Genomic DNA, 13,212 nt, shown 5'->3' on the forward strand with positions numbered 1-13,212 from the left:
TTTTAAGTAAATGAAGGTGAAAGCAACGTGAAAAATGATTGGAGGGTGTGCATTTGAGTGGGGTGTACTGGCTCTTAAGTTATATAATAGGAAACTTTATGACGGCTTTTTTCGTTGGAAAAGCATATGGGATTAACCTTCAAGAAGAAAGAAGTAAAAACTTAGGAGCCCGTAATGCAGGGAGTGTAATTGGCAAAGCTGCATTCGTATGGACATTTTTTGGCGACTCGCTGAAGGGTGTAGCAGTCGTTCTTTTGGGACGTTTATGGCACCTTGAAGAGTGGGTAATAAATGTGGGAGCGACCTGTGTTATTTTTGGTCATTTATTCCCTGTTTGGTTGAAATTTAACGGTGGAAAAGGCGTAGCTACTTTTATTGGAGTTGGTCTTGCCCTTTCAACAGGTCTATTTTTTTGGATGATTTTAGGAAGCGCACTTGTGTTTGGTCTTACTAGAAGTCTTACTCTTGGTATGGTTGGGGGCTTTGTTTTATATAGTATGGCTATTGTCCAAACGGGAAATTTTCAACTATACATACCGATATTCATAGCGATGCTTTGTATGCTAATCAAGCATATGCCAAATATCAAGGAATCATTAGAAAAAGGGAAGTGACAAGATGTACTGGTGCAAAATAGCGCAAACTGAAAAAGAGTTTGAAGCGATTGCTCGTTTGAATTATGAAACCTTTGTGGAGGAAATTCCACAGCATGAGCCTAATCCTGCAAAAAAGAAGGTCGATCGCTTTCATCAGGAAAATACATATCTCGTTGTCTATAAAGGAATTGAATTAATTGGAATGATAGCCTTTCGAGATCAGCGACCATTTTCCATTGATGAAAAGATTGGAAAGGTGGAACAATATTTATCACAAGAACAATGTGCCAAGCTTTGCGAAATTCGTTTACTTGCTGTAAAGAAGGCTTATCGAACAGGGCGAGTTCTTTTAAGATTATCACAAGCATTGAATGCCTTTGCCTATGAAAAGGGGTATACGGCAGCTGTCATTTCTGGCACAACTCGTGAAGAGAAGCTTTATAAGCAAATAGGATTCAAGCAATTTGCACCTGCTATCGGTACGAAGGATGCTATGTTTTTGCCAATGTTATTAACTAGACAGCAATTTGAACAGTCCTTCCAGCATAGACTTGTAACAGGAGGTCATACATTTTATCCAGGTCCAGTAAAGCAGAAGGTGTCGATAGAATATACAGATTTATCCCATCGTACTGCTACATTTGGATCTCTTTATGGACGTGTGACTTCTAAGCTACTGCAACTATCGGAGGCTCACCATGTTGCCCTTGTTGTTGGGACTGGTACGTTAGCGAATGAAGTAATGCTTGGGCAAATAAAGGCACAGCAATTAGGACGAGGAATTATTTTAACGAATGGAGAATTTGGGGAACGTTTACGCAAGCAGGCAGAGCGTTGGGCATTGGATTTTGATGTTGTAGAGCAGAGATGGGGGCAAGCTTTTGATTTTGTGAGTATAGATACAATGCTACAAAAGGGAAGTTATCAGTGGTTACTTGCTGTGCATGGTGAAACCTCAACAGGCACTTGTAATAACTTAGAGCAGCTTGTGCAGCTCACAAAACGCTACAATATGAAGCTCTGCATTGATTGTATTAGCACTTTTGGCGCATTGCCATTCTCTTTAAAGGATTGTTATCTAGCAACAGCTGTGAGTGGTAAGGCAATAGGTGCATTAAGCGGTCTAGCATTTGTCTTTTCACAAAAGCTTGCGAAACCATCAACTTCAATACCAGCCTATATGGATTTAGCGAACTATCAGCAAGGAGCCATTCCATTCACATTACCTGCAAGCCTGGTTAGAAATGTTGAGGTGGCACTTCAGGCATATCCAGCACGCTATGAACTGCTACAGCAGCGCTTTGATACTCTACTGCAGCTACCGTTCATGCATTATAAACTATTAACAACCAATTATCCAATGCTCATTACGTTAAAATGTCCAAAGGCTCTGTCTCAATTACATACGGATTTAACATTAAATCAACTATTTGTCCATGGAGACAGCCGTTATTTACGTGAAAATAATTTCATTCAGCTATCAGTAATACAACCAGATTTTGAACAAGCTATTATTCGTCTCCAAGAGATTTTGTGCTATTATCAACAGGTTGTTGAAGCATAAGATGCTAGGAGAAGGGAATACATTGTTTTACATGAAAAAATCCTTTAAATGAAGTGGAGTGCCTGATTTATTGAGCCCTATTAATAATTTTAATCGTGCCTTTTGGCCATTAATACCAGTGGCAAATATTGCGCCTAGGTCTTCCAGCATTTTGCCGCCGCCTACATAGCCATAGACACCTTCTGCAATACCGTTAAAACAACGGGAAACGAGTACAACAGGAATACCACGTTCTATTAAACTCTCAATTCCTTTTACAACGGTTGGGGGTACATTGCCCTGTCCAAGTCCTTCTAATACTACGCCATCATATTTACATGCGAGGACAACATCAAGTAAATCGACTTCCATGCCTGCATAGACTTTCAGCATGGCCACTCGTTTTGATAATCCTTTTATGTCAACATATTGCCGGCGGATAGGAGCGTGATGAAATAATATTCTTGATTTTGTAATAAGTCCGATGGGTCCATACTGAGGAGATTGGAAGGTGTTGACTGAACTAGTGCTTGTCTTTGTTGTATTGACAGCAAGATGGACCTCGTCATTCATGACAACAAGCACTCCTTTTTCACGCGCTTCTTCATCTACCGCAACACGAACTGCCTCCATTAAATTATATATACCATCTGCTCCAAGTTCATTAGAGGAGCGCATTGCACCCGTTAAAACAATAGGAATTGATAAATCCGTTGTTAGCTCTAAAAAATAAGCTGTTTCCTCTAATGTATCTGTTCCATGTGTAATAACAACGCCATCAATTTTTTCCTCTGAAACTTTATCAATTATTAGATTGCGTAACATTAGCATTTCTTTTGGTGTGATATGTGGTGATGGAAGGTTAAAGGCTTCCATTTCAATAATAGATGCTAATGAGTCGAGCTTGCTACTTTCTTGCATAAGAGGATTTTCCTTATTTGGCATAACAGCACCTTCGTCACTCATAGCCATAGAAATTGTGCCACCTGTATGAATTAATAAAATTGTTTTTTTCATAAAAATAATAGCTCCTTTTAAAAAATTCTGTCATTACATGGTATAATAATAGCAGTTTAACTTTAGTTAAAAGCTATTTTTTTGTCGAAAATGAAAGGTTAATGTCGTAGGTATTTTTCATCTGAGATTTACAAATATATTTTCTCAATAAAAGGTATTTACAGACATATAAAGATTAACATCCTGTATCAGGGCTATGTGCTGTCCCAAAGCCTTAAAAGGATGTCATGCTTTATTAAATTATGCTAACATAATTTTAAAACTGAACACAATTATGTCAATGCGAAATTGATGTTGAAAGGAGCCGGCAACATGATCATTTTATTATCAGCTGCCATTGCTCCCGGTCTAGCGCTTTTTAGTTATTTCTATTTGCGCAATCAGATGGCAACGGAGCCAAGAAAAACCTTACTTCAAACGTTTTTGTATGGTGCATTTTTAACATTTCCTATCTTGTTTTTACAATATGTCTTAACAGAGGAAGGGGTTTTTCAATATCTTTATCTACAGGATGTTATATTTTCTAGTGTAGTTGAAGAATTTTTTAAATGGTTTGTGCTTTTAATTGCAATCTATAATCATGTTGAATTTGATGATCCCTATGATGGCATACTGTATGGTGCAAGTGTATCTCTTGGCTTTGCCACGGTTGAAAATATATTATATTTATTTTCATTCGGTTTAGATACAGCATTTATGCGAGCTTTATTACCTGTATCAAGTCATGCCTTGTTTGGTGTTGTAATGGGCTATTATTATGGACGTGCCAAGTTTTCGAAGCTTGCAAAGACGAATGAAATGATTGCTATGGCGCTTTGTGCACCGGTAGTATTACACATTTTATATAATACAATTTTATCATTTAAAGGCTACTGGGTATATTTAATGATACCGTTTATGCTATTTTTATGGTGGTTTGGACTAAGAAAAGTAAAACTCGCTCACTATCACCTTGTGCAACACTTGCATATGCATAAAAAAATATAAAGCGTAGAAATCAATAAAAGATTTCTGCGCTTTTCTATTTTTTAAATGTATAAATTGAGTCGTTTGTTTCAAGCTATGAAAAAAAGGAGTGATAATCATGCGTTTAATAAGCATAGTTTTTGCCTTGGTACTAGCGATCAGTATATTTACGATTCCGCAAAATGACGCGATAGCATTTACTGAGCAGCAGATTACCCGTGGTGCTTATGGAGATGACGTCATTGAGTTGCAAGCAAGGCTACAATACTTAGGATTTTATAAAAGTAAAATTGATGGAAAATTTGGTTATAACACATATTGGGCTTTGCGAAATTTTCAAGAAAAATATGGCTTACCAGTGGATGGAATAGCTGGCGCTAAAACGAAAAAAACATTGTCTGGATATTCTGATTACGACGAAGGATGGGTAAAAGCCCAATTAAATGCAGGAAATCAATTTACCTATTATGGCGGCATACCACTGGAACAGCAGGTTAAGAATACTACTGGCAGCAGTGGCGGTAAAAGCAGTGGTAGCAGTAATAATAATGGGACTAAAACACAAGTTCCTCCAAAGTATACAGAGAGAGATTTACAGCTAATTGCGAATGCCGTTTATGGTGAAGCAAGGGGAGAGCCTTATGAGGGACAGGTAGCAGTAGCGGCCGTTATTTTAAATCGTTTGGAGAGTCCTGATTTTCCAAATACAATTTCTGGTATTATATTCCAACCTTTAGCATTTACAGCAGTGGCGGATGGACAAATTTGGCTTGAGCCAAACCAGCGAGCAAAAGAGGCAGTCATTGATGCTATGAATGGCTGGGACCCTTCAGAAAATGCACTTTATTATTTTAACCCGAAAACAGCTACAAGTAAGTGGATTTGGTCACGACCTCAAATTAAACAAATTGGAGAACATATTTTCTGTTCATAGAAAGGAGGAAAATAAATGAGAACCATGCTTGCTATACTTACAGCAGCCGTTATTGGCTTAGGTGCTTACAGCATACATTTACATGGTGAAAAGGCAAGCTTACAACGTACCGTGCTTGCCCAGTATACAGATAAATTAACGGATGCTTCTGAGAAATTATCGCATTTACAACGAGCGGTTTCACAATCATTACTGTTTCAGAATGACCAAGCTATTCACAATGAATTAGATTCCGTTTGGCGATTAAGCTCCGATGTTCGATCGTCCATATCAAATATTCCAATCGGACAGGAACTTTCTAATCAATGGCTAAGTTACCTAGGGCGTCTAGGAGATGAAGCAAAGAAAACAGCTAAAACGGGAGATTACCAAGCGTGGCGTGAAAAAATGCCACAAATCTCTACAAATTTACAATCACTCTCGGATGAATGGTCAGCGGCAACAGTCGATTTTTATAAAAATAACGGTAAAATGGATGTCTGGCTGAGACAAGTAGATCAAAAAAATCCAAATACAACATTTGATAATGTTCAAAAGACTCTGAAGGACTACAGTGAAAAGGATTTCCCACTGACATTAAGTGAATCCGATTGGCAGAAAAAAATCGAGCTAAAAGCATTACAGGATTCGGTTATTACGGAAAAAGAGGCATTAGAAAAAGTGAAGAATATGTTCCCTATCATTAAGGATGCCACATTTACAGTGACGAGAAGCAGTGATACAGCACCATATCCGTTTTATCATATCCAATTCCACCAAGGTATTCGTCTAGGTTATGTGGATCTTACCGAAAAGGGTGGACATTTATTATCCTATTTAGTTGAGCGACCTGTAGATGAAGCAAGGCTTTCACAAGAAGAGATAATGAAAAAGGCTGAGGAACATTTAAAACGACTTGGTATAAATGATGTGGCATTTGTAGAATCTCGTGAAAACCATCAAGCATGGCATGTCACATTTGCACGTGTGCACCCTGGCGATAAAGCAATCATTTATGCAGATGGTATTCAGTTAAAGCTAGCGAAGGATACTGGAGAATTGCTTGGCGCAAATGCAATGGAATATATACAGGAAGAGACAATTAAACAACAAACTGCAAAACCAATTGACTGGAAAACTTTCTTTGACAAGGATGTTAAAGTGGAGGAAGTAAAAAATATTTATACAGATAACGGCCAATATGAACAGCGTCTTTGTTATGAAGTGATTGCGGTAAGAGATGGTCAATCACCTGAAACCTTTAGGATTGTCATTGATGCTGAAAATCACAATGTTTTAAAGGTGGAATATTTAACTTAATCCAAGAAAAAACTACCAGTTCATATAGCCAAAATGAGCATCTCATGCGATAATGAAATTATATTTTTGTTCGGGGAGATGCTCATGGAAATAAAAATTGGTACACTTTTACAACTTGAACCTACTTATACAGAGCGTGTTGAAAAATTCCGCTGTAAAGTTGTAGAACAAAAAGATAATATTCTTTATATTGATTATCCAATAAATATTGCAACAAAGAAAACAGCATTTTTAATAGATGGCTCTGAATTTAGAGCAACTTTTCGCACCGAAGACAAACAATCCTTTGCTTTTAATACAGAAGTGATTGGGCGTAAAGCTGGCAACATACCAATGATTATGTTGCATTGTCCAAAGGCAGAAGAATTTATCAAAATTCAACGTCGTGAGTATGTACGTGTGGAAACGTCTGTAGATGTGGCAATACAGTTTAAGGATTATAAATATCAGCTTGTAACAACAGACATTAGTGCTGGTGGTTTAGCAGTTATGTTAAAAGGTGAAGTGGCTTTCAAAGATGATGATGAGGTGAAGCTCACAATCGTATTACCATACGCCAATGGGGATGTAAAATACGTCATTACCGAAGCAACTATTGTGCGAATTTTTGAAAAAGATGACAAAACCATTGCAACAATTCGCTTAATTGATACAGATGATGTCGATCAGCAGCATATTGTACGTTTCTGTTTTGAACGTCAACTGGTCAATCGACGTAAAGAATTAAACCCCTTTGACCTTTGAAATGTTGAGTGACAAACGTTGTGAAATTTTAGTGGCATATTAATTGTCACGATTAAGAAAAGCCCTCTGCGAGTTAGAGGGTTTTTTTATCTTTATATGTTACAATATGGTGTGATAGAAAGTAGGGGAAATGATGAAAAACATTCAAATTGCGATTGATGGCCCTGCTGGTGCAGGAAAAAGTACAATCGCTAAAATAGTTGCAGAAACTCTTGGATTTACTTATATCGATACAGGTGCTATGTATCGTGCAGTTACGTATAAAGCCATGCAACAGAACATACATTTAGATGATGAAACAAAATTAGCAGAAATGCTGGCAGCAAGCACAATCGAATTAAAGCCATCTCCGCAAGGGCAGCTGGTCTTTTTGGATGGTAATAATGTTTCAGCGGAAATCCGATCAAATGAGGTAACTTCCTCTGTGTCACAAGTAGCCGCTCATGCAAAGGTTCGAGAACTGCTAGTAGCACAGCAGCAAAAGCTTGCGGCTAATGGTGGCGTTGTAATGGATGGGCGTGATATTGCGACACATGTGTTAAAAAATGCCGAATTAAAAATCTTTATGTCTGCTACAGTAGAGGAGCGAGCAAGACGCCGTTTAATTGACAATCAAAAACGAGGAATAGAGTCTTCCATTGAAAAGCTTCAGGAAGAAATTGCTCTGCGCGACAAAATGGATAGTGAACGGGAAGCATCTCCACTTATTCAAGCAGAGGATGCTATATTTTTAGATACGACTTCATTGTCCATTGATGATGCAGCACAAGCTATTTTAAGATTAGCGCAAGAAAAAATGGTATAAATCCTAAAATTTCAGACATTTTTTGAATTTAAAGGATTTATTTTTGTCTTTGTCTTCAATATCGAATAAAATAGTAAGGGAAGATGCGAAGGAGGGTTACATATGTCTGAAGAAATGAACTATGCAGAACAAACGTTTAACGAAGGTGATATCGTCAAAGGTATTGCTGAGCAGGTTGATGAAAAAGCGGTAACTGTTTCAATTCCAGGAGCACCGTTTGATGGTATCGTACCAATCAGTGAATTATCAAGCTTACACATTGAAAAAGCGTCTGATGTTATCTCTGCTGGAGATGAATTAGAGTTGATGATCACAAAGGTTGAAGAAGAGAACTATGTCTTATCAAAACGTAAAGTAGATGCTTTAAAAGCATGGGATACACTTGAGCAACAATTCGCCGCTGAAGAAGTATTCGAAGCGGAAGTTAAAGATATTGTTAAAGGTGGCCTTGTCGTAGATTTAGGTGTACGTGGCTTCGTACCAGCTTCACTTGTAGAAGACTACTTTGTCGACGATTTTGAAGGCTATAAAGGCAAGTTACTAAGCTTTAAAATTGTCGAGCTGGATAAGGAAAAAAATCGTTTAATTTTATCACACCGTGCTGTAGTGGAAGCAGAAAAAGCTTCGCAAAAGAAACAAGTCATTAACGAAATTCAAGCAGGCGATGTATTAAACGGAAAAGTTCAACGAATTGCATCATTTGGAGCATTCATTGACCTTGGAGGTATTGATGGCCTTGTGCATATTTCACAAGTATCGCATGAGCATGTAAGTGATGTGAGTGAGGTTTTATCAGAGGGACAAGAAGTAACGGTAAAGGTTCTTTCTGTTGATCCGGAAAATGAGCGTATTTCGCTATCCATTAAGGAAACGCTGCCTGGACCTTGGTCGAATATCGAGGAGCGTGCAGCTAAAGGAACAGTATTAGATGGTAAAGTAAAACGCCTAACATCATTTGGTGCGTTTGTGGAGGTTTTCCCAGGCGTAGAAGGGTTAGTGCATATTTCGCAAATCGCCCATAAGCATATTAATACACCACATGAAGCCTTAAAGGAAGGACAAGAGGTACAAGTAAAAGTGCTTGACGTCAATGGTGAGGAAGGTCGCCTAGCTCTAAGCATTAAAGATTTACTTGAAAATCCTGAGGCAGAAGAAGTAATCGACTATGAATTACCAGAAGAAAACACAGGCTTCTCATTTGGTGATGTCATTGGTGATAAATTAAAGAACTTTAAATAAACGAGTCGAGCGAGGATGCATGTTGTGTCCTCGCTTTTATTATGGGATGACCGATAGAAAAGTTTCTAAGCGGTGGATAGAACGCTGAAAGTAGCGGTTAGAAGCTTCAAAGTGAAGGATAGCATTCTAAAAGTAGTGGATAGAACCCTCGAAGCGAAGGATAGAACTCCTAAAGTGCAGGATAGAACCTTCGAAACGATGGATAGAATTCACAAAATATAGGATGGGATCTGCAAATTGACTAAGCTACCCCATGTAAAATAAATTGAACGAGACGTTATAGCGATACATAGCGCTCTATTTAATGGATATGATATGATATAATGGCATTTTTCGTGTATAATAGCGAAAGACAAGAAGTTTGGAAGGATGAAGTACAGATGACGAAACCAGTAGTAGCCATCGTAGGTCGTCCGAACGTAGGTAAGTCGACGATTTTTAATCGTATCGTTGGGGAACGTGTTTCGATTGTGGAGGATATCCCAGGGGTTACACGTGACCGTATTTATAGTTCGGCAGAGTGGTTAACACATGACTTTAATATTATTGATACAGGTGGTATCGAGATAGGAGACGAGCCGTTTTTAGAGCAAATTCGTCAACAGGCTGAAATTGCGATTGACGAAGCTGATGTTATTATTTTTATGACAAACGGTCGTGAGGGTGTAACAGCTGCAGACGAACAAGTGGCTAAAATTTTATACAAAACAAAGAAACCAGTCGTTTTAGCAGTGAATAAAATCGATAATCCGGATATGCGCGAGATGATCTATGATTTCTATGCACTCGGCTTTGGTGAGCCTTGGCCGATTTCAGGCTCTCATGGCTTAGGCTTAGGGGATTTATTAGATGAATGTGCCAAACATTTCCCAAAAGAGGATGAAGAGCAATATGGGGATGATGTTATTAAATTCTCGCTTATTGGTCGTCCCAATGTAGGGAAATCCTCGTTAGTGAATGCATTTTTAGGACAGGAACGTGTCATTGTTAGTAATATTGCTGGTACGACGCGCGATGCAATTGATACTCCATATGAGTACGATGGACAAGAATATGTCATTATTGATACAGCAGGTATGCGTAAAAAGGGGAAGGTCTATGAAACGACTGAGAAATATTCAGTGTTGCGTGCCTTACGTGCCATTGAACGCTCCGATGTTGTGCTAGTTGTGCTAAACGCTGAAGAGGGTATTCAAGAGCAGGACAAAAAAATTGCTGGCTATGCACATGAGGCAGGGAAAGCTGTTGTCATTGTTGTGAATAAATGGGATGCAGTTGAAAAAGATGAGAAAACAATGAACGTCTTTACACAACAAATTCGAGAGCACTTCTTATTCTTAGACTACGCTCCGATTATTTTTGTATCAGCAAATACCAAACAACGGGTACATCAAATTTTACCGATTATCCAGCGTGTAAGTGAAAATCATTCAATGCGCATTCAATCATCCATTTTAAACGAAGTAATTGAAGATGCTGTGGCACGTAATCCAGCGCCGACTGATAAAGGTCGTCGATTACGTATTTACTATGCAACACAGGTTGCGATACAGCCACCAACGTTTGTGATTTTTGTAAATGAACCTGAATTGATGCATTTCTCTTATGAACGGTTTTTAGAAAATCGTATTCGAGAAACATTTGATTTTGAAGGGACGCCAATACGTTTAATTACTCGTGCTCGTGCCTAGGAAAATGATACACAGACAGTACGCCTATCCGACGTTTTTTGTTGGATGGCGTCTTTTTACAAAAAAGGTCAAGCATCATTGAAAACCTATTACAGGCGCTATGAAAGGGAGGATTTTGAATGGAAAAAGTTTGTGTGTTAGGTGCAGGCTCATGGGGAACTGCATTAGCAATGGTACTTGCAGAGAATGGACATGATACACTTGTCTGGACTCATCGAGCTGATCAAGCTGAAGAAATAAACAGCCTGCATACGAATAAAAAGTATTTACCAGAAACAATATTACCAATAAATTTGCATGCTACAAGTGATATTGCTCAGGCAGTTGCTCATTCAGAAATAATTATTGTTGCTGTACCAACAAAGGCCATTCGAGAAGTGTGTGAAAAAATGGTAGGATCTCTCGATAAAAAAATCCTATTTGTTCATGTTTCAAAGGGAATAGAGCCAGATTCACTAAAAAGAATTTCAGAAATTCTAGCAGAGAGTCTTCCAGCCGAATTTATAGAGGAAATTGTTGTGCTTTCTGGTCCGAGCCATGCAGAGGAGGTTGTTTTACATCACCCCACTACTGTGACAGCGGCCTGCGCTAATATTGAGGCTGCTGAAAAAGTACAGGACCTATTTATGAATCAATTTTTCCGTGTTTACACAAATGAAGATGTTATCGGGGTAGAAATTGGTGGCGCACTAAAAAATGTTATTGCATTAGCTGCTGGAATTACAGATGGCTTAAATTATGGTGATAATGCTAAAGCAGCTTTGATTACTCGAGGATTAGCTGAAATTACACGTCTTGGTGTTAAAATGGGAGGGAATCCCTTTACATTCGCAGGACTAACAGGTATGGGTGATTTGATTGTAACATGTACAAGTGTACATTCTCGTAATTGGCGTGCAGGTCATCTGCTTGGAAAAGGGATGAAGCTACCAGAGGTCCTTGATCAAATGGGAATGGTGGTAGAAGGTGTGCGTACAACGAAGGCAGCCTTTCAATTAGCAGAAAAATATAATGTTGCTATGCCAATATCAACAGAGCTTTATAGTGTGCTCTTTAATGATGTAGAACCGAAAATAGCTGTTGATGCATTAATGATGCGTATGAAAAAGCGAGAAATTGATGAGATTTCATAGATTCGATCGTTGATTAGTTTTGTCATAATATGGACATAAATAAGGTGTTCTAGCGGTAATGCTGGGACACTTTTATTGTATACCTATCAAAAGGTTGTCCATTTGTTATGATAGTTACTGGACATCTATTTCTTTTTAGCGAAAGCACATAGTATAATAAACTTTGATTGTTTTGTGACATTGAAGAAAGGTGGTTGTCTTAAATGGGTCCGTTAGCACATATGCCTGCTCTAGACATAATGTGGGTATCGTTTTATTGTATCGGCTTTATGATTATCTCAGTCGGTTTAATTTATTTAGCGCGAAATAAGATTTCAAATGTTTTTTTACGTACAATCGTAAATTTATCAGCATACATATTGTTTGGGCTTGGTACCTTCTTAATGGTACTGATTGTTGCCACATGGCCAGCATAAAAATTAATGAGGTGGAAGTGACATGAAGAAATTAAGTGCTATTATAATGGTACTTGCAACCGCGATACTTCTAGTAGGTTGTGTAACTCCTGAAGATGAGAAGAGGGCTAAAGTAGTCCCTGATGTAGACCAATTAGCAGCGGTTCAGCGTGCGGTGGATGAATATCGTGAAGCCACTGGTGGACTAGTTCCCATTAAAAATAGTGAGCTAGATACTGATATTTATATAAAATATTTAATTGATTTTGAGAAGCTTATGCCGAAATATCTTGCCCAAATACCTGGGAATGCCTATGAAAAAGGTGGTATTTTCCAATATATTATTTGGGACCCTGAGAATAAGGCACAAGTAAAATTAGTTGATTTAAATGCAGCGGAGCGTATCCGTGAAATTAATATTCGTAAATTGTCAACCCAATATTTACCGATAAAAGGAAACACTGCAGATAATGTGTTCCAAATTGACTTTGAGAAATTAGGCTATAAAAAAGATGTTACTGTCAAAAGTCCTTATTCTGGTGCCGAATTACCATTATTTATGACAGGTGATGGTGAAATGCATGTCGACTACTCAATTGATTTAGGCCAACTATTAAAAGAAGACAATCCTGATGTGAAACCAGGAGAAGATATTCGTCAGCTACTTATTGATAAATATCCAGTAGTACCAGCATATTCTGTGCCATATACAGTCGATGAAAATGGCGAACCAACCTATTTTATGGAAGCCTATGATAGTGATGCAAAAAAAGCTAGAGAAAAAGCGATAGAAAAGGCTAAGAAAGAGGCCGAATCTCAAACGAATAAAAAATAGTGCTCATAAGCTCCT

General features: G+C 38.2%; 13 protein-coding genes. 12 read left to right on the plus strand and 1 reads right to left on the minus strand.

Annotated elements, in window-relative coordinates:
• Positions 1-47 precede the first annotated feature (47 nt).
• A complete protein-coding gene (locus QNH24_RS07815) occupies positions 48-614 on the plus strand; it encodes a glycerol-3-phosphate acyltransferase (protein ID WP_283871512.1) in 567 nt (188 codons plus the stop codon).
• Positions 615-618: 4 nt separating this feature from the next.
• Positions 619-2,160, plus strand: coding sequence for an aminotransferase class V-fold PLP-dependent enzyme (locus QNH24_RS07820; protein WP_283871513.1), 1,542 nt, complete (start codon positions 619-621; stop codon positions 2,158-2,160).
• Between the two features lie 27 nt (positions 2,161-2,187).
• Here QNH24_RS07820 and QNH24_RS07825 read toward each other — a convergent pair whose 3' ends face one another.
• Positions 2,188-3,156 (minus strand): asparaginase, encoded by a 969-nt coding sequence (locus QNH24_RS07825; RefSeq protein WP_283871514.1) that lies wholly within the window; start codon positions 3,154-3,156, stop codon positions 2,188-2,190.
• Between the two features lie 312 nt (positions 3,157-3,468).
• On the opposite strand from QNH24_RS07825, the gene prsW reads away from it, so the two are divergent.
• From prsW to QNH24_RS07875, 10 genes are all read left to right on the plus strand, one after another.
• Positions 3,469-4,143 carry a glutamic-type intramembrane protease PrsW gene (prsW, locus tag QNH24_RS07830; protein ID WP_283871515.1) on the plus strand — a complete coding sequence of 225 codons (675 nt, stop codon included), beginning with the start codon at positions 3,469-3,471 and terminating at the stop codon, positions 4,141-4,143.
• A gap of 97 nt (positions 4,144-4,240) precedes the next feature.
• Positions 4,241-5,056 (plus strand): spore cortex-lytic enzyme, encoded by an 816-nt coding sequence (gene sleB / locus QNH24_RS07835; RefSeq protein ID WP_283871516.1) that lies wholly within the window; start codon positions 4,241-4,243, stop codon positions 5,054-5,056.
• Between the two features lie 15 nt (positions 5,057-5,071).
• Positions 5,072-6,355, plus strand: coding sequence for a PepSY1/2 domain-containing protein (locus tag QNH24_RS07840; RefSeq protein ID WP_283871517.1), 1,284 nt, complete (start codon positions 5,072-5,074; stop codon positions 6,353-6,355).
• An 84-nt stretch (positions 6,356-6,439) separates the two neighbouring features.
• Positions 6,440-7,099 carry a flagellar brake protein gene (locus tag QNH24_RS07845; protein ID WP_283871518.1) on the plus strand — a complete coding sequence of 220 codons (660 nt, stop codon included), beginning with the start codon at positions 6,440-6,442 and terminating at the stop codon, positions 7,097-7,099.
• Between the two features lie 130 nt (positions 7,100-7,229).
• Complete coding sequence (cmk, locus tag QNH24_RS07850; RefSeq protein ID WP_283871519.1) at positions 7,230-7,904, plus strand: (d)CMP kinase; 675 nt, start codon at positions 7,230-7,232, stop codon at positions 7,902-7,904.
• Positions 7,905-8,006: 102 nt separating this feature from the next.
• Positions 8,007-9,143, plus strand: a complete 1,137-nt coding sequence (gene rpsA, locus QNH24_RS07855) for a 30S ribosomal protein S1 (RefSeq protein WP_054771239.1) — start codon at positions 8,007-8,009, stop codon at positions 9,141-9,143.
• Positions 9,144-9,523: 380 nt separating this feature from the next.
• Complete coding sequence (der, locus tag QNH24_RS07860) at positions 9,524-10,834, plus strand: ribosome biogenesis GTPase Der (RefSeq protein WP_283871520.1); 1,311 nt, start codon at positions 9,524-9,526, stop codon at positions 10,832-10,834.
• A gap of 119 nt (positions 10,835-10,953) precedes the next feature.
• Positions 10,954-11,967 (plus strand): NAD(P)H-dependent glycerol-3-phosphate dehydrogenase, encoded by a 1,014-nt coding sequence (locus tag QNH24_RS07865; protein WP_283871521.1) that lies wholly within the window; start codon positions 10,954-10,956, stop codon positions 11,965-11,967.
• A 203-nt stretch (positions 11,968-12,170) separates the two neighbouring features.
• The gene (locus QNH24_RS07870) at positions 12,171-12,383 is read left to right on the plus strand and encodes a DUF2768 domain-containing protein (protein WP_283871522.1); all 213 of its coding nucleotides are present in this window, start codon (positions 12,171-12,173) and stop codon (positions 12,381-12,383) included.
• A gap of 22 nt (positions 12,384-12,405) precedes the next feature.
• The gene (locus QNH24_RS07875) at positions 12,406-13,197 is read left to right on the plus strand and encodes a YphF family lipoprotein (protein WP_283871523.1); all 792 of its coding nucleotides are present in this window, start codon (positions 12,406-12,408) and stop codon (positions 13,195-13,197) included.
• The last annotated feature ends 15 nt before the right edge of the window (positions 13,198-13,212 follow it).

Source organism: Lysinibacillus pakistanensis (assembly GCF_030123245.1).
Taxonomy (GTDB): Bacteria; Bacillota; Bacilli; order Bacillales_A; family Planococcaceae; genus Lysinibacillus; species Lysinibacillus pakistanensis.

Bases quoted from the DNA above. Each gene is read 5' to 3' on its own strand.
- QNH24_RS07820 (WP_283871513.1), top strand. From the start codon at position 619: ATGTACTGGTGCAAAATAGCGCAAACTGAAAAAGAGTTTGAAGCGATT.
- QNH24_RS07825 (WP_283871514.1), bottom strand. From the start codon at position 3,156: ATGAAAAAAACAATTTTATTAATTCATACAGGTGGCACAATTTCTATG.
- prsW (WP_283871515.1), top strand. From the start codon at position 3,469: ATGATCATTTTATTATCAGCTGCCATTGCTCCCGGTCTAGCGCTTTTT.
- sleB (WP_283871516.1), top strand. From the start codon at position 4,241: ATGCGTTTAATAAGCATAGTTTTTGCCTTGGTACTAGCGATCAGTATA.
- QNH24_RS07840 (WP_283871517.1), top strand. From the start codon at position 5,072: ATGAGAACCATGCTTGCTATACTTACAGCAGCCGTTATTGGCTTAGGT.
- QNH24_RS07845 (WP_283871518.1), top strand. From the start codon at position 6,440: ATGGAAATAAAAATTGGTACACTTTTACAACTTGAACCTACTTATACA.
- cmk (WP_283871519.1), top strand. From the start codon at position 7,230: ATGATGAAAAACATTCAAATTGCGATTGATGGCCCTGCTGGTGCAGGA.
- rpsA (WP_054771239.1), top strand. From the start codon at position 8,007: ATGTCTGAAGAAATGAACTATGCAGAACAAACGTTTAACGAAGGTGAT.
- der (WP_283871520.1), top strand. From the start codon at position 9,524: ATGACGAAACCAGTAGTAGCCATCGTAGGTCGTCCGAACGTAGGTAAG.
- QNH24_RS07865 (WP_283871521.1), top strand. From the start codon at position 10,954: ATGGAAAAAGTTTGTGTGTTAGGTGCAGGCTCATGGGGAACTGCATTA.
- QNH24_RS07870 (WP_283871522.1), top strand. From the start codon at position 12,171: ATGGGTCCGTTAGCACATATGCCTGCTCTAGACATAATGTGGGTATCG.
- QNH24_RS07875 (WP_283871523.1), top strand. From the start codon at position 12,406: ATGAAGAAATTAAGTGCTATTATAATGGTACTTGCAACCGCGATACTT.